The organism is Streptomyces lasalocidi (assembly GCF_005280215.1).
Taxonomy (GTDB): domain Bacteria; phylum Actinomycetota; class Actinomycetes; order Streptomycetales; family Streptomycetaceae; genus Streptomyces; species Streptomyces longwoodensis.
The window spans coordinates 2,367,956-2,384,738 of sequence record NZ_SZNQ01000001.1; the positions used below are offsets into that span (position 1 = coordinate 2,367,956).

At 69.8% G+C, this 16,783-nt stretch carries 8 protein-coding genes; 1 reads left to right on the forward strand and 7 read right to left on the reverse strand.

Features of this window, described 5'->3' with window-relative positions:
* Positions 1-6 precede the first annotated feature (6 nt).
* The 6 genes from E4U91_RS10650 to E4U91_RS10680 all read right to left on the reverse strand — a co-directional run bounded on the left by E4U91_RS10650 (position 7) and on the right by E4U91_RS10680 (position 15,394).
* Positions 7-5,607: an RHS repeat domain-containing protein gene (locus E4U91_RS10650; RefSeq protein ID WP_422070934.1), complete on the reverse strand. Its 5,601-nt coding sequence runs from the start codon at positions 5,605-5,607 to the stop codon at positions 7-9.
* Positions 5,608-6,630: 1,023 nt separating this feature from the next.
* Complete coding sequence (locus E4U91_RS10655; protein ID WP_422070935.1) at positions 6,631-10,227, reverse strand: LamG-like jellyroll fold domain-containing protein; 3,597 nt, start codon at positions 10,225-10,227, stop codon at positions 6,631-6,633.
* A 503-nt stretch (positions 10,228-10,730) separates the two neighbouring features.
* Positions 10,731-10,991 carry a hypothetical protein gene (locus tag E4U91_RS10660; protein ID WP_174867784.1) on the reverse strand — a complete coding sequence of 87 codons (261 nt, stop codon included), beginning with the start codon at positions 10,989-10,991 and terminating at the stop codon, positions 10,731-10,733.
* 750 nt (positions 10,992-11,741) lie between these two features.
* A complete protein-coding gene (locus E4U91_RS10670) occupies positions 11,742-12,380 on the reverse strand; it encodes a dihydrofolate reductase family protein (RefSeq protein WP_137306634.1) in 639 nt (212 codons plus the stop codon).
* Between the two features lie 75 nt (positions 12,381-12,455).
* Complete coding sequence (locus tag E4U91_RS10675; protein ID WP_137306635.1) at positions 12,456-13,298, reverse strand: AraC family transcriptional regulator; 843 nt, start codon at positions 13,296-13,298, stop codon at positions 12,456-12,458.
* Positions 13,299-13,330: 32 nt separating this feature from the next.
* A complete protein-coding gene (locus E4U91_RS10680) occupies positions 13,331-15,394 on the reverse strand; it encodes a bifunctional glycosyltransferase 87/phosphatase PAP2 family protein (RefSeq protein WP_137306636.1) in 2,064 nt (687 codons plus the stop codon).
* 273 nt (positions 15,395-15,667) lie between these two features.
* On the opposite strand from E4U91_RS10680, the gene E4U91_RS10685 reads away from it, so the two are divergent.
* Complete coding sequence (locus tag E4U91_RS10685; protein ID WP_137306637.1) at positions 15,668-16,339, forward strand: O-methyltransferase; 672 nt, start codon at positions 15,668-15,670, stop codon at positions 16,337-16,339.
* Positions 16,340-16,358: 19 nt separating this feature from the next.
* Here E4U91_RS10685 and E4U91_RS10690 read toward each other — a convergent pair whose 3' ends face one another.
* A complete protein-coding gene (locus E4U91_RS10690) occupies positions 16,359-16,736 on the reverse strand; it encodes a peptidase inhibitor family I36 protein (RefSeq protein ID WP_241678550.1) in 378 nt (125 codons plus the stop codon).
* Positions 16,737-16,783: the final 47 nt, after the last annotated feature.

The following is a 16,783-nucleotide window of genomic DNA, read 5'->3' on the forward strand; positions in this document are numbered from 1 at the left end:
GAGGCTTCACGGTATTTTAAAGGCCTTCGGGATCATGACGGTCACCACATAGTTCGGGTTGCTCGCAGATAGAGCGACATAGGGCTTGCCTGGGAGTTGAGTCGCTCTCACTTGGATCGTATCCCTCCATGAATCATATTTTACCTTATCGCCATTTTCTAGAATGTAGTCGACGGCGTTCAAAGTCGTCGGGGGGCGCCCGGGACCACTGCCTGCCACTCTTTCAGCAGCGTGCTTGCTCAGAGTCCTACCAGCCGGGGTGACCAGAGTCGGAATCTGCAAGTTGTTCTCTTGCCTGAAAGCCCAGTTCTTGCTGTAACGAACCAAAGCTTGACTCTCAGTGCCTGCAGCACCCATTTCGGTCTTTGCGATCCCGGCTCCGATGGCCGTGCTTCCCACAATTGCACTTCCGCCAGATGCACCACCGGTCACCATCTCCGAAATTTCCGCAGCGCAGACCGGAAGCGTTGCCAGGCAGCCATCACCTACCGCGACGGCCACTGGCGCAGCTACTGTAACGACCGCCAAACCCGTGACTACTCCCAGAACAATTTTCTGCCAGGTGGCTAGTTTCCCGGCATCCGGGATGTCATTTGCGTTTGGGTCGTAGTGCGGATTGGTCCCCATAGCCCAGCATGCATTGCAAACACCGTCGTCCTTTTTGGGGCGAGGTTCCGGGCCCTTTTTGAACGTCACCTGAGCCGTGGTGACGCCGCCATTCGAGCGGACCGTGAAGGTCATGATGCCGCTTCCGACACCGCCACTTGCCGTCTGATACTGGAATGTCTGGGAGTAGGTCCGCGTGGAGTGGTAGGTCCACCCGCCCTTCCCGTTCGGCGATAGACCGTCGCGATAGGTGCCGCCCTTGCCGTCGCTGCACCCGTTCTCGCATTCTGTGTACGGGCGCAGGCCCGTCGGATCACTTAGCGTGACGGGCGTGTTGTTGGCGTAGGCGTAGCCATTCAGAGATTCGTGGTCCTCAGGTGCGAGGACTGGATCGACGGATAGGAAGCGCGCGGTGGTGGGGTCGTACTCTCGAGCCTCTACGTGGGTGAGACCGGTGTCGGTGTCAGCGGGTTTGCCGAGGAAGCCCTTGTCGTCGGGCCAGGCGGCCGGTGTCGGGCCGCGGGTCTCGCCGAACGGCTTGGTGTAGCGGCGGGTCACCGCCTGGGTGGTGGCGTCCACCGTCATCGAGGCGGTGCCGTGGTGATCGTCGACCATCCAGGACAGGCCCGTCTCGGTGCGGACGGCGGTGGCGTCGCCGGCCGGGTAGGAGCGCTGGGCGGTGAACTTGTTGCCGGCGGTGTCGTAGTGGAGTTCCTGGCCGGCGAGGTAGAGGACGGTCTGGTCGGTGCCGCGGCGGATCAGCAGGTCGCCGTTGGCGTCGTAGAGGTAGTCGGTGCTCTTGGTGCCCTCCGTGAGGCGGACGAGTTCACCCTCGATGTCCCAGGTGAGGCTCTGTGCGACGCCGGTGGGCCCGTACCGCTGGGTGGTGTTGCCCTGCTCGTCGTACTGCAGGTTCCTGGCCGCGCCCCCGTCGACCGTGACGGAGGTCAGGGTGTGCGGCTGGCCGCCGCCGTTGGGGGTGAGGGCCGGGTAGCCGTAGGCGGTCGTGGTGTCACCGGTGGTCTTGTGCTCGACCTGGGTGTCGCGCAGGCCGCCGGTCTTGTAGGCCCAGCTCGTCCAGTAGGGGGCCGGTCCGCCGAGCGCGCTCGCCGAACGGGCGGTGGCGCAGTCCCCGGACGCCGGCGTCCAGGCTTCGGCCAGCCGGCGGTGGCCGTCGTAGGCGAAGCACTGGGTGTCCTTGCCGCCCGCGTTGTCGGTGACCGACGTGACGTTGCCGGTGACGTCGTAGGTGTAGTCGACGTCGCTGGTGTAGCCGGCGTTGGTCTGGTCGACGGTGTGCGAGTTGACCAGCCTGCGGGTGCCGTCCTCGTAGCGGTTGAGGATCTGGAGCTGCTTGGCGCCGTCGTAGGTCGCCAGGCGGGTCTCCTCGATCTCGCCGTACGGGGAGTAGCCGATGTTCTGGACGTAGTCCGTCAGGCCCTCGGACCCGGTGAGCATGCCCAGGTCGTTGTAGCTGTTGGCCACGGTCTCGGCGGGCAGGCCGCCCAGCGCCGGCATCGAGGTGGACTGGACCGTGCCGTCTCTGTTGTAGACGGTCGATGTGGTGAAGGTCTGCGGCGCCCCGGCCACGACCAGCGGGTCGCTCGCGGCGATGACCGTCTTGGTCCCCTTGGGGCGGCCGAGGCTGTCGTAGCCGGTGACGACCTGGGAGTAGATCTTGCCGGTGGTGCCGCCGACGTAGCGGATGGCCGCAGTGGGCTGCCCCTTGGCGAGGCTGTCGTAGGTGAACTTGGTCAGCTGGTGGGCGTTGTCCTTGACCCCGTCCCAGGTGCCGGTCTTGCGGCCGAGTTCGTCGTAGTCGGTGACCAGGGTGCGGGTCGTCTTCTCCAGGGTCATCGTGGTGGTGACCGGTTGGTCGGCGTCGTTGTACGTCGTGGTGACGGTGCCCTTGTCCGGGTCGGTGGAGGTGATCGTGCGGCCGCGCAGGTCATAGCCGTAGGACCAAACTGAGCCGTCCGGACCGGTCATCCTGCTGACCTGTCCCCCGGGCGTGTACTCGAACAGGGTGCGGGTGTAGTCGGTGCCCGTCGGGACGGGACCGGCGTACTCGCGGCGCTCGGTGACCCGGCCGCGGGCGTCGGTGAAGGTGACCGTGCCGGTGCCGCCCGCGGCGGCGGTGACCGCCGTGCGGTCGGCCAGCTTGTCGGTCTTGGTGCGCCACTTCTCCTGGTCGTAGACCCGGAAGACCGACTCGGTGGGCTTGCCTGCGGCGTCGAAGACCGTCTCGGTGGAGGCGGGCACAGAGCCGGGGAAGGTGTTGGCCAGGGTGCCCGAGGGGGCGAGGTTGTCGTGGACCTGGTCGTTGGTGACGTAGGCCAGGCCGCGGTCGTCGTACAGAGTCTCGGAGATGACCCGGCCGCCGCCTGGCGCGGGGACCTGCTTCTGCCGGGAGCGCAGGAGGCCGTCGAAGATCTCGTAAGCGCTGTTGTATGTCTGTCCGTCCGCCTTGAGGGCGTCGGTGCGGACCCAGGTCTCCTTGTCGTTGTTGATGTCGTAGGTGTAGGCGAGGCTGGCGGCGTCGCCGAGCGCGCGGGACCGGTTGGGCTTCCACACCTGCCGCAGGCGGCCGAGGGCGTCGAAGGCCCACTCGGTGACGTTGCCGTTGGCGTCGGTGCTCTTGGTGGCGCTGCCCCAGGCGGGATCGACCTCGGTGGTGGAGGTGAACAGCTTGGGGTCGGTGCTGGTCTTCGACGTCATCGGGCCGTAGCCGGTGTCGTCGGGGACGTAGGTGGTCTTCACCGTGCGGTTCAGGGCGTTGGTCGCGGTGACCGGGCGGCCCAGCTTGTCGTAGGTGGAGCCGGAGACCTGCTGATAGACGGGCGCCTTGGTCACCGGGTCGTAGCTCGCGACCCGGTAGGAGGCGGTGATCTCGCCCTTGGTGGGCGCCACGCCGACCGTCTGGCCGTCGTAGGCCGTGGTGACGTCGGAGACGACGTCGTCGGGGACGGTGGGGACGGTCGCGCACGGCACCAAGTACGTCTCGGTGCGCGAGACCTGGTTCACCAGCCAGGCCGTGGTGTTGCGCGCGTAGCCGGTGCGCACGCAGGACTCGTCGCCGGGCTTGCCGGCGTCGCCGCTGTCCTCGACCGTGAGCGGCATGCCGTACGTGGTGTCGTACGTGGTCTTCTGGGTGACCGTGCGGGTGCCGGTGGAGGTCTTGGTGCGGGTGCTGGTCTGGCCGGCCTGGACGATCCAGGAGTCGGTGGTGCCCCAGCCGTAGGTGTGGCTGCCGGTCCGGTAGGACCAGGGGGTGTTGATGGTGCCGCTGTCCTCGTCGGAGCCGTTGTAGACGATGGTCTCGCGGACGAAGCCGGCGTACTGGCGGGAGTCGTCGAGGGCGGTGCCGGTGGAGTCGGTGACCTTCTCCACGCGGGGGGTGCCGTCGAGTTCCTTCTCGCCGTTCAGGCCGCGCAGGTAGAGCGTGGACTTCTTCGAGCGCGGACCCTCGGCGTCGCCGGAGGTCTCCACGACCTTGCCGTAGCCGCGCCACTGCGACCAGGTGCGGTTGGCCAGCTTGGTGAGGCCTTCGTCGTCGGCGTAACCCCAGCCGGCGCCGCCCTGGTAGTCGTAGTACTTCTCGCCCGTGTCGCCGTGGCCGTAGGGGTCGTCCTGGAAGACGGAGGTGACGACGTACTTGTGGAACCAGTCGGTGACCGGGGTGGCCCCGGACTGGGACCACTTGACGGGGAAGCAGCGGCGGGTGTTCTTGTCGATGTCCGCCGGCATGCCGGAGCCCCAGATGCAGTCCGGGTCCGAGTAGTTGACCGTGGTGGTCGAGCCGGTCTCGGCCTTGATGGTGCGCACGCGCCACTTGATGTAGCGCAGGGTGTCCGGTCCGCTGCCCTCGACGTGGTTGGGCAGCTGGATGCCGCCGAAGACGATGGGGGGCATCTGGGCCGCGGTGGTGTTGGCCTTGCCGGTGTTCTGGATGGACTTCAGCCACAGGCTGGGAGAGGAGGCGTCACCGGTGTCGGGGAAGCTCTGGTCCAGGTGCCAGGTGTCCACGTCGCGCTGGGTGGTGCCGCTGCCCGTCCAGACCGACGTGGTGACGTCGGTCAGGCGCTTGCGGGTGAAGAAGGACGGGCCGATCTGCGTGGTGCACTTGGTGCCCGAGGCGCAGATCATGTCGAACGGCACGTCGGGCCAGTTGGCCTTGGTCGTCGAGGTGAGGCTGGAGCAGCCGCCGGAGACGACGCAGCGCTCGGCGTAGGTGAAGCGCACCTGCTGGGCGGCGGGCTTGCTGTAGATCAGGTCGCTGCGCAGGCCGTAGTCAATGCGGTTGAGGTAGCCGCCGCGGGTGTAGGCGGTGCCGTTGACCGTGGTGTCGGCGTTCTTGGAGTAGTAGTTGGTCTCCTTGGCGTACCAGTACGTGGAGGCGTTGCCGTGGGTGTCCACGACGTAGTCCAGGTTCCAGCGCCAGGCCTGGTTGCAGGAGGAGTCGGCGAAGCCGGTCGACTTGTAGCAGGGTTCGCCGGAGTCGTCGCCGAATACGGGTGCAGTCCACACCGAGTTGGTGACGGGGTCGTCGTCGGCGGTGTCCGTGGTGCCCTTGTCGCTCCAGCCGGGCAGGCGGTGCTTGCCGAAGAAGTACTGGGTGCCGGAGGCGTCGGTGACCTTCCAGTACTCGGTGTTGTCGTCACCGTTTCCGGTGGCGCCCGTCAGGTGCTCGACGCGGGTGCCGTCCTCGTTCTTGAGCTTCCAGGTGCCGCCCGACGCCTGGGACAGAGCAGCGCTGTCGCAGGCCGCCTTGTCCGTGCAGGCGTTGACCAGTTCGACGGCCTTGCCGTTGAGGACCATCGTGGCGTTGGCGTACTTCCAGCACTGGTCGCCCTTGCCGGTCTGCCCGTCGTCCTTGCACGAGCCGTACTTGCGCTCGATGTAGGACTCGGTGATCGAGAAGCCCTCACCGATCACCGACGTCTGGTTGTTCTCCCCGGCCGTACGGCCGTCCACCGAGGCGGAGTTGTAGGAGATCGACAGGTTCGGCGACGGGCCGGCGGTCGCCGGCGGCACGCGCAGCGGGTAGTTCCAGGTGAAGTCACCCGTGCTGCCGCCCGCCTCCCACGTCGAGGTGGGGGACAGCGAGGTCGCACTGTAGTCGCTGCCGCCCCCGCTGCCCGAGCCGTCCGTCGAGGCGGCCAGCAGCATCGGCGTACGGGAGGAGACGGTACCGCTCACCGTCTGGGACGCGGCGTCGTTGTCGGCGCCCGCCACCGGCGTCTGCGTGCGGCACGCCGCCTTCTGCGGGGTGGTCAGCGCACACGCCGGGAGGGTGACCAGACGCAGCCGGGGGCCGAAGTTGCCGCCGTAGACGTCCTTGAACGAGGCGTAGCCCAGGGAGATGCGCAGCTTGTCGGCGGCGGCACCGGCCGGGGCGAGGTGCAGCAGGACCCCGTTGACGCCGGCCTTCTGGGCGGCGGCGCGGGGCTGGACGGCGAGCGCGATCTTCTCGGCCGAGCCGGTGGCCTTCGCCGCCTTGAGCGGCTGCTTGCCGGGTACCCGGGCCAGCTTCACGGCCAGCCCGCCCACGGTGACGGACGCCTTGCCAGCCGTCGACACCTGGGCGGTGGCGCTGCCCGCCGTCGGCCAGACGGCCTTGCCGAGCCGCTCACGCGTCTGTGTGACAGCCGGTGCGGCCTTGTCCTTGGGCGCCTTGGACGTGCCCGGCTTGAGCACGCCCACTTTGTCGATTCTGGCCTCGGGCCGGTCCTCCAGCTTCTTGCGGCCGGCCGTCGACTGCGCTTGGGCGGTGAAGTCGTAGCCCGACGGGGCCACGACCTGCGGCAGCAGGGAGAGCGCGGCGATCAGCGCGCCGCGGCCGAACCAGCGACGGACGACCGCCCCTGAAGCATGTCGTTTGGGGGGTGAGGAAGACACAGTGATCCCCTGAGTTGAAATGGGCAGATGTCGCCCCGGATGCCTCACCGGCGCCGGAACGAAAGAATGTGGGGGGCCTCAAGGTCCGGGGCGAGCAGTGAGGCCGCCCCGGACCGTATCGGCCGCTTACTGTTCCCGGTTCCAGCGGTCGGCGATCACGCTGGTGGGTGTGGCGCCGGTCCAGACACGCACGCTGTCGATCGTGCCGGGGAAGTACCGTGCGGCAGCACCATCGATCTTCGCCCTACCGACTTCGAAGGATCCGTTCCCCTGCCAGGGAGTTGGGAACGACACGTCGTCCTCGTTGCCCATCCGTGCGCTGTCAACGTAGAGAATGAGTGAGCCGAGTTGTGGGCCGCTAGGCGTGTCGACTGTCGTCTGTGCGTCGTACACGACCGTCACCATGACGGGTTCACCGTTGAGGGCGACGGCGCTGACACTGTCTGATTCGTTCCTGGTCCACGTCGCGCCAGCCGAGTCCGTAGCGGGGCGGCCGAACTTCCAGCGGCCCTGCGTGCTGCCAGCCGGCTGCTCGTACCAGACGCCCCAGGAGGACTGGCTGGTGCCGGACTGGCCGAACACCTGCACCGCGTACGACTTGGTGGTGTCGGCGAACTTGGCCGGGTCCAGGGTGATCCAGGCGGTCGCGGTGAAGGAGCCGGTGTCGTCGACGAGCGAGCCGGCGGCGGTGGCGTAGTCGCTGGTGCCGTTGAGCTGCATGGTCTGCTTGGTGGTGCCGACCTCACCGGTGTCGGGGTCTGCGCCGGTGGTGATCTGGGCCAGCGTTGCTCCACTGAGGGTCAGCGGGCGGGCGTAGCCGCTGTTGTCCTTGATCGTGGTGCCGGTGGCGTTGGCGGTGTCGGTGGCGTTCCACTCGGCGACGAGTGCGGAGACCGGGTCACCGGTCGTGCCGTCACCAGCGTCGGTGTCGGTGAGACGGGCGTCCTTGACGACTTCCTCGTCTGCGAGCACCCGGGACCAGGCGTGCACCTCGTCGATGAGTCCACCGAAGTACTCGACGTAGCCGGTGCTGTTGTGGAACCTGCCGATCTGGAGCGGCCCGGTGGCCGCCCACGGGCTGGTGAAGGAGACCGGAGCGCCCTGGGCGCGCCCGTTCACGTAGAGCTGGACGGTCTGGGCGACGGCATCGTAGACGCCCGTCAGATGGGTCCACACCCCCGCGACCGGAGCAGCAAGGGAGGTGGAGCGGCTCGCTGTGGGGGCGGCCACGTCGCTGTTGTAGCGGGAGAAGGCGAAGCGTTTGCTGGTGGCCGAGTAGTGCAGTGCGAAGCCGGACAGGGTGGTGGCCTGCTGGGAGACGATCGTCTGGCTGCGGGTGACGTCGTTGAGACGGATCCACGCGGAGAGGCTGAACGACTTGGTCGTGTCCAGCACCGGCTGGGCTGTCTGGGCGTAGCCGGTGGTGCCGTCCAGCTTCAGCGCAGCTGTGCCGCCGCGTGCGAGAGCGTTGTAGGAGGCGGTCGCGGCGGTGGTCAGGTTGTGCGGTGTGGTGCTGGTGGTGGCGTCGGTGCCGTTGCCGTCGGCGTGCCAGACGCCTGTGGGCGGGGCTCCGGGGTTGACCAGGAAGCTGTAGTAGCCGGTTTGCGAGCTGTGGCCGGCCGCGTCGTAACCCCAGACCTGGATGGTGTTCTCGCCGACCTGGTTGGGTGTGATGCCAACCTTGGTGGAGGTGCCCTTGGCGACGGTGATCGGTGCGGAGACGGCTCCACTGTTCAGGCGCCAGCGGTAGCTGACGACGTCCGACTGGATGCCGGCCGTGGCGGCGTCGGTGTCGGCGGGGGTGAACAGGAACTGGCCGGTGACGCCCACGCCGTCCGCGGGTTGGGTGGTGGCGGCGGGCTGGTAGCGGCCGTCCGAGCTGGAGATGACCGGAGGCGGCGGGGAGTCGGTGTCGACGCGGAAGTAGCACCAGCCGGACCAGGACGAGTCCAGGACACCGCTGACTCCGCGGTCGGTCATGTAATAGGCCTGCGTCTTGGCGCGCATCTTGTAGTCGGTCTGCGCGGCGAGCGCGGATGAGGTGGCGTCACGTATCGCGTTGTCAGCCACCCAGGCGCTAGGCGGCGACGTTGCGGCCCAGGCGCGGCTGGATCCGTCGGCCTTCCACACCTCGAAGACCGCCCGCAACTGTGCCTGCGAGCCGTCGACCGACTGCACCGTGCCGTACACCGTCGGGGTGGTGTCGCTGGTGACCTGCGGCACCGCGGCCGTCCCGCACGCCTTCCCGCTGGTGCCGACCTGCACTGACGCTTCCGTGGGCACCGACGGGTAGGACACATACGTCACCGACAGCTTGGCGTCATTGCGGAAACGCGCCCACGCGCCCGCGTCGGACTCGTCGTGCGCGGTCAGCGAGAAGGTGACCTCGGCCGTCTTGTTCGCGGCGTAGGAGGAGAGGGTCGTCGTCAGGTTCTCGTTCGTCTCGTCCACGTTGTCGCTGAAGCGCACCCAGTTCGCCGGCTGCGAGGGATCGCACAACGTGCCCCGGCCGTAGGCGACGTTGCGGTCACCCATCAGGTCCACGGCGGCAGGCCGCGTCGACCAAGTGGTGCTGGAGGAGATGCCCTTGTCCACGCGGCTCAGGTCGTACCAGTGCGGCGTACAGGAAAACGTCCACACCTGATACACCTCGAGCGTCGCGTCGAGGATCTTCTTGCCGTGGATCGACGACAGCGGGTACTCGAAGTACATGCGTTGGGTGTACGGGGTGCTGGCGCACAGGTAGCCGGCGTAGTTGGAGCAGCGCCCGACGCCCTTGTCACCGGAGAACTCCCAGTACTTGGTGCCGTTGGAGGCCAGCGCCGTCCAGTCGCCCAGCGCAATGCCCTTGGTCGGCGGGTCGATGTACAGCGGGAAGACGGTGTCCTCACCGTGCAGCAGCGCCGGATCAGGCGTGATCTCGAGTGTGTTACTGGTGACCTTCAGCGGCAGATCGGCCGCCGCGTCACCAGTGCCAGGGCCCTCGGTGGGGGCCGGCTCGCCGTGCGCGGCGGGCAGCGGAGCGGCTGCCGTCGCGGGCTCGGGCGCACTGGCGGTCGGCTCAGGATCCGCACTGGCGGTGGGCTCGGACGTGCCAGCGGACTGCGGTGATACGGGGGCAGTTCGGGCGAGTTGCGTGGTGGCCCCGGCACTGTCGACGTCCGCGGCGTCACCTGCCGAGTCCCACATCCGGCCGGCCGGACTGTCGAAGACAGGGGTGCCGTCCCCATCGCGCGCGACGAAGCCACCGTTGGCCGTCGGGGCGATGTCCAGGTCGCTGCCGGCAACGGTCATCTTTATGGTCGCCAGTGCCGGGTTCTCCGCTGCCTCGGCGGTTCGCACCACCAGGACGGACGTGTAGCCGGTACTCAGCGCGGTCAGGCGCAGGTCGACGTCGGGCAGGACGTCGGCATAGGTGGCCGTCGCGCCGTCCAGGCTCGGCGCGGGCAGCGCTGTGGGCCAGCTGAGCGTCAGCTCGTGCCCGTCGTCCTCCAGTGTGACCAGGCCCTTGCCGGTCCCGCCGCCGGAGAAGGTGAGGTCCGCGGTCGTATTGCGTGAGTGCACCGAGCCGTCGGCGCCGCGCAGCAACGTGGTGTCGATGGCGGCCCAGGTGCCATCGTCCTTCCGGGCGCGGACCGGGGCCGCGTTCATCTCCTGGGTAAAGCTGCCGTCCGGATTGGCGAAGACCTGAGACGACTCGGTGGTCGCTGTCTCCACACCCACCCGTTCACCGGTCTTCGCCGCCAGCGCGCTTGCCTTCGACTCCGGTGTCACATCCGCCGCGACCGACGCGCCGCCGTCCCCGGCGGCCGAAGCCACGCCGACTCCCAGACCAGGAACAACGCCCCCCAGAATAGCGGCCGCCACCGCCCCGCTCCACACCGCGTAACGGCGTCTATGCCGCCGTGCCTGGATAAACACGCCCCCACCCATTCCCTTAACATTTCTTTATAGAAGCTGTGATGATCATGTGTGGATCGAACAAGCTGGTCAATGGTGATCCACATCACACGACGTGTCGCGGCAATGCCTTGGACAGCCCTCACCAAAGGCTGGCTGGCTCGCCAGTTGCCCACACGGGCGGTCGAAGCCCAAGGGCGCAACGACGGTGCCACCAGGCACCCCACCCGGTGCAGTGGTCAGGGCTGGCGACCGCAGCGGCTGAAAGGCGCCTGCGTGCCCGTTCATCAAGCGTGCGTTTCGCGTACTGCGCCGACCACTACCCCTCACCGTCTCTCCACGCCGTAATCGGCGGGCGCGGACAGGGCCCGCCGATCGTCGAAGGCCCGCAGGAGGTGCGTGTCCAGGCTCCGCGAGGGATCGTCGATCCAGACACCGGCCGCGTGGTGGGAGACCGCCCAGCCGGTCTGCGCGGCCACCAGGTCCGCCAGCCGATCCCCGACAACACGCTGCCGTAGCGCCTGCGCAACGGCCTCCGTGAGCGACGCGGCCTTGGCCAACTCCGGTTCGCGGAGGGTCGGTGTCACCGCGTTGCTTGGAGAGCGGCGCCCGGGCCGCCGACGGCGTCCTGCACATGGCCTACGGCGGCGATTTCTCCGACCTCGACGACATGATGGGGCGCAACCGGCCCGCGTTCGAGACGCTCGGGCGGCCGTTGGAGCACTCGGGCAAGCCGCTCGTCGTCACCTCGGCCACCCTGGGGCTGTGCGCCGGCCGGGAGGGCACCGAGGAGGACGAACCCGACACAGCCGGGCTCGCGGCGTTCCGCATCACCGGTGAGCGCGCGTGCCTGGACTGCACCGACCGAGGAGTACGCGCGAGTGTGGTCCGCCTCGCCCCCACGGTCCACGGCCCCGAGGACCACGGCTTCGTTCCCCTGCTCATCGCCACCGCACGCAGGACGGGCGTATCGGCGTACATCGGCGACGGCACCCACCGGTGGCCCGCCGTCCATCGGCTTGACGCGGCGGTCCTGTTCCGCCTCGCTGTGGAGAAGGCACCCGCGGGCAGCGTCCTGCCCGGAGTGGCCGAGAAAGGGCATCACCCTCAGGAGCATCGCGGAGACCATCGCCCGGGGTCTCGGCCTGCCCACGGCCTCGCTCACCCCCGACGAGGCCGCCACCCGCGTCGGGAGCCCGTTCATGGCCCTGGCCTACGGCCACGACGGGGCCCGCCTCCAGGGCGCGCACCCAACAGCAGCTCGGCTGGTCACCCACCCCACGCTGCTCGAGGACCTGGAGCACGGCGACCACCTGGCCGTGCCGGGCCGGCGACGGTCAGCGGCGCACCCTGAACCGCAGGTGCAGGACCCGCTCGCCCTGGATCACCACGTGCGGGTCCTCCAGCAGGTGCTGCCCGTCGATGCCGCCGAAGTAGCGCCGGCCGGAGCCGAACACCACCGGGACGACGTCCATGGCCACCTCGTCCACGAGACCGGCCGCGAGGATCTGGCCGCCCACGTCACCGGCGTTGACGGCGACGGTCCCGTCCCCGGCGAGTGCGCGGGCCGTGGCGATCGCCTCGGTGACGTCGTCCACGAAGTGGTAGGACGCCTCGGGGTGCCAGCCGTCCGGCTTGGGCCGGTGGGACACCACGACCACGTGGTCGCCCGCGGGCGGCTTGCCCTCCCAGCCGTTCACCTGGTCGAACAGGTTCCGGCCCATGACGATCGCGCCGATCGAGTCCCAGGTCGACCGCACGTAGTCGGCCGACGCCCGCGAGACCCGGATGCCGCCCCCGCTCCCGGAGTGGTCGAACGGCTCGTCGCCCTCCGCGCCGCCGGAGCCGGAGCCGGAGCCGGGGAGGATCGGGACGTCCCCGCTGAAATACCACTCGTGCAGGGGGCCGACGTCGCCCTCGTCGTCGGCGATGAAGCCGTCCACCGACACCACGCTGTGCAAGATCACCGTGCCCACGGGTCCTCCTCGTCCGCCTCCGTGCTGGTTCACCGCCATCGTGGCGCGGCGCGGCGGGCCCGGGCATGTAAGAAATCAATCGGCGGGCATCGGGCCGAAGTCGTGGGGGCCGCTGCGCTCACCGGGGAAGCTGCGCCACAGGGCCAGGTACTGGGTGGGCGTGTGGCCGGTGAAGTCCTTGAACTCCCGGCTGAAGTGGGCGTGGTCGAAGTAGCCCGCCGACTGCGCCAGGTCCGCCCAGTCGACCGGCTGCCCGGCGTCCACGGACAGGATCAGCCGCGCGAAGCGGTAGATGCGCGCCATCCGCTTGGGGGTGACCCCGACGTGTTCCTTGTACAGGTTCGCCAGGTGGTTGCCGCTGACCCCGGCGGCGTCGGCCAGCGCGCCGACCGGGACCGTGCCGTGCGCCGCCTCCAGCCGCCGGCCCGTGTGCCGGACCAGGTCCAGGCCGCGCGCCGGGGTCCCGGCGAGGCGCGCGGTGAGCTCCTCCTCCAGCACGTCCAGGGTCCCCGCGGCCGACGTGGCGTCGCCGACGCGGTGGCGCATCCGGTCCAGGGAGCGCTGCCAGACGGCATCGGCCGGCGCCCACCGGTCGCTGAGGTCGGTGGCCGGAAGACCGACGAAGGGCGCCATCCCCCAGGGCTTGAAGTGCACCCCGACGAGCCGCACGCGCGCCGGGTACTCGAAGAGGAAGCGCCTGGTCCACACCCCCATGAACCATCCGTCGGCGAACACCGCGGGCTCCGTCGACCGGTCGGGGTCCCACAGCCGCACGGGCCCGTCGAGGTGCAGGAACAGGTGCGCCGACGGCATCGGCGGGACGTTCATCAGCCGGTGCCGGGGCACGCCGGTCAGGCAGTAGACGTCGTCGACGAACCGGTCGAGCGGCGGCGCGGGCACCCGTCCGACGTAGTCCATGCCCCCAGTGTGCCCCCCGTGTCACACCGCGCTCACGCCCCGGCGGCGCGTTCCCGCTCCGGTTCCAGGGGGCGGGGGGTGTCTTCCTCCCGTACCGCCGTGGCCCTCGTCATGCGGCCCCGGGGGCCCTGGAGCGCGTAGGTGAGGGCGAAGCCCGCCACGACCACGACCGCGCCGCCCACCGCGTCCAGCACCCAGTGGTTGCCGGTCGCCACGATCGCCGAGACCGTGAACAGCGGGTGCAGCAGGCCGAGGGCCTTCATCCACCACTTGGGCGCCACGATCGCGATGACCAGGCCGCACCACAGGGACCAGCCGAAGTGCAGGGACGGCATCGCGGCGTACTGGTTGGTGAGCGCGGTCAGCGTGCCGTAGTCGGGCTGGGAGAAGTCCTGGACGCCGTGGACGGTGTCGATGATGCCGAGGTTCGGCATCAGGCGCGGCGGGGCCAGCGGGTACAGCCAGAAGCCGACCAGGGCGAGCAGCGTGGCGAAGCCGAGCGCCGAGCGGGCCCAGCGGTAGTCCACCGGCCGGCGCCAGTACAGCAGCGCGAGGACCGACAGCGGCACCACGAAGTGGAACGACTCGTAGTAGAAGTCGAAGAAGTTGCGCAGCCAGTCGACCTTGACGACCGCGTGGTTCGCCCAGTGCTCGACGTCGATGTGCAGGAACCGCTCGATGTCGAGGACCTGGTGCCCGTGGGCCTCCGCCCGCGCCCGGCCGCCCGAGTTGGTGCCGCCGGTCGCCGCCAGCCGCACCTGCTGGTAGGCCGCGTACGTCACGCGGATCAGCAGCAGCTCCAGCAGCAGGTTGGGGCGGGTCAGCACCCGCCGCAGGAACGGCACCAGCGGGACGCGGCGCCAGCGCGCCGGGGGCTGCTCGGCGTACTCCGTCGGGACCGGGCGGTAGAAGTACGGCGAGGTCCGCGACAGGAACGGCACCAGCGTGGCCGCGGCCAGCGCGGCGAGCAGCACGACGTTGTCCCGCAGCGGGTACAGCGCCGCCATGTTCGGCAGCATCATCCGCGCCGGCAGCGTCATCACCAGGACCACCGCCACCGGCCACACCAGCCGGTCCGAGGCCCGCCGGCCGACCCGGCCGACGATCGCGAGCAGCACCCACAGCAGCTGGTGCTGCCAGGTCGTCGGGGACACCGCGATCGCCGCGCAGCCGGTGATCGCCACCGCGAGCAGCAGCTGCCCGTCGCGCGCGTAGCGCACCGCGCGGCGCACGCCGAGGACCGCCACCGCCGCGCCCAGCGCGAGGAACAGGCCGATCTCCAGCGGCCCGGACAGGCCGAGGCGCAGCAGGGCGCCGTGCAGCGACTGGTTGGCGAGGTCGTCGGCCTTGCCGCCGAGGCCCGTGCCCGCCATGTGGTGCACCCAGTAGGTGTACGAGTCGTGCGGCATCGCGGCCCACGCGAGCAGGGTGCAGGCCAGGAACGTCAGGCCCGTGGACAGCGCCGCCCGGCGCCGGCCGGTGAACCACAGCAGCGGCGCGAACAGCAGGATCGTCGGCTGGAACGCCGCCGCCACGCCGATCAGCACCCCGCTGGTGCGCTCGCCCCGGGCCACGAAGCAGCCGCACAGCACCAGCAGCACCGGCAGGATGCTCGTCTGCCCGAGCCAGAGCGCGTTGCGCACCGGCAGCGACAGCATCAGCAGGCTGATCGCGACCGGCGCTGCCAGCAGCGACGCCCGCCGGGTGACCGGCTCGGGCAGCGCGCGGGCGGCCACCAGGCCGAGGGCGACGACCAGCAGCAGCGAGCCGAAGGTCCAGCCCCAGCCGAGGGCCTGCTCCGCGGCCCGGGTGAGGGGCTTGAGGACGAGGCCGCCGAAGGGCGTGCCGGTGAACCGGGTGGAGTCGTAGAGCGAGCCGTTGACGTGCAGGACGCCGTTCTCCCCGACCCAGGTCTCCAGGTCCGTCAGGCGCTCCCCGCGCGGGGTGCTGAGGACGACGGCCACCTGCCGTACGGCGAGGACCGCCGCGATCGCCCACAGTCCGAGGCGGGCCGCGTGCAGCCGCGCCCTGGTCGCGCCGACGGCTGTCGCCCCGAAGGCACCCGCCGGTCGCCCGCTGTGCTCCGCATTCGCCACGCCGCGTCTGCCTCCCGCCCCGTTCGCCCCGCGCGTCCTGTGCGCGGGGTCTCCCCTGCAAACCCTATGAGGCTCGCACCTGCCCGGACAGAGACGCAGGCCACCGCGGTTTCACCTGACGTCCGCTCTCCTTTTGTCCGGAAGACGATAGTGCTCCGGCTGACCGGCCGTCCCGCCGGGTCGGTTCCCGGCCCCCGACCTGCACGCGGAGCCGTGGTCGGCGCCGCTAAGGTCCTGCTGTCAGTGGTCGCACAGCGAGGACGAGGCAGAGCCATGAGCGAGTCGCAGGTCTGGGACGCCGTCGACGCCTACTTCACCGAGCACCTCTCCCCCGACGACGAGGTGACCGCGGCCGCGCTGCGCGAGAGCGAGGCGGCCGGGCTGCCGCCCATCGGCGTCACCGCCAACCAGGGCAAGCTGCTCCAGCTGCTCGCCCAGGTGCAGGGCGCCCGCTGCATCCTGGAGATCGGCACCCTGGGCGGCTACAGCACGATCTGGCTGGCCCGCGCCCTCCCGCCCGAGGGCCGGCTGATCTCCCTGGAGTACAGCCCCCGCCACGCCGAGGTCGCCCGGCGCAACCTCGCGCGGGCCGGCCTGGACGGCCAGGTCGAGGTGCGGGTGGGTCCGGCGCTGGAGTCGCTGCCCCGGCTCGCCGACGAGAACCCCCCGCCCTTCGACCTGGTCTTCATCGACGCCGACAAGGGCAACAACCCGCACTACGTCGAGTGGGCGCTGCGGCTGACCCGCGCGGGCAGCCTGATCGTCCTGGACAACGTGGTCCGGGGCGGGCGGGTCGTCGACGCCGACAGCACCGCCGAGGACGTGCGCGGCACCCGGGCGGCCATCGAACTCATCGGTTCCCACCCGCGGTTGAGCGGGACGGCGATCCAGACGGTGGGCGGCAAGGGCTACGACGGCTTCGCCCTGGCCCGCGTGCTCGGCTGACCCCGGCGGGACGCCGTGGTCAGCACTCGCCCCGCCAGGACGCCTTGGTGAACGTCACTCCCTCGTAGAAGTCGAGCTTGTACTCGCCCGGACCCGGGTTGTAGTGCACGCACTGCTCGTAGGTGTTGCCCTGGTACGTCCAGGTGAGCTGTATGTGGTCGGCGTTCGGGTACGGGATGCCGTTGTTGAACACGGACCGGCCGCTGATGCTGCCGGTCCAGCTGTGCTGGGTCTTCAGCAGGAGCTGGCCGGTCTGGCCCTCCCCCGCGTAGATGCAGAAGTACTCCTTGGGGCAGCCGGGCGGGTCGGCTTCGGCGGACGCGGTGGGCGCGAGGACCAGCCCCGTCAGGGCGGTGGCGGCGAGCAGGGGCAGGGCCAGGGTCAGGCGTGTGGGCACGGCAGGCTCCGTTTCTCGACGTCGGGACATTGCCCGGTTCCCGACCT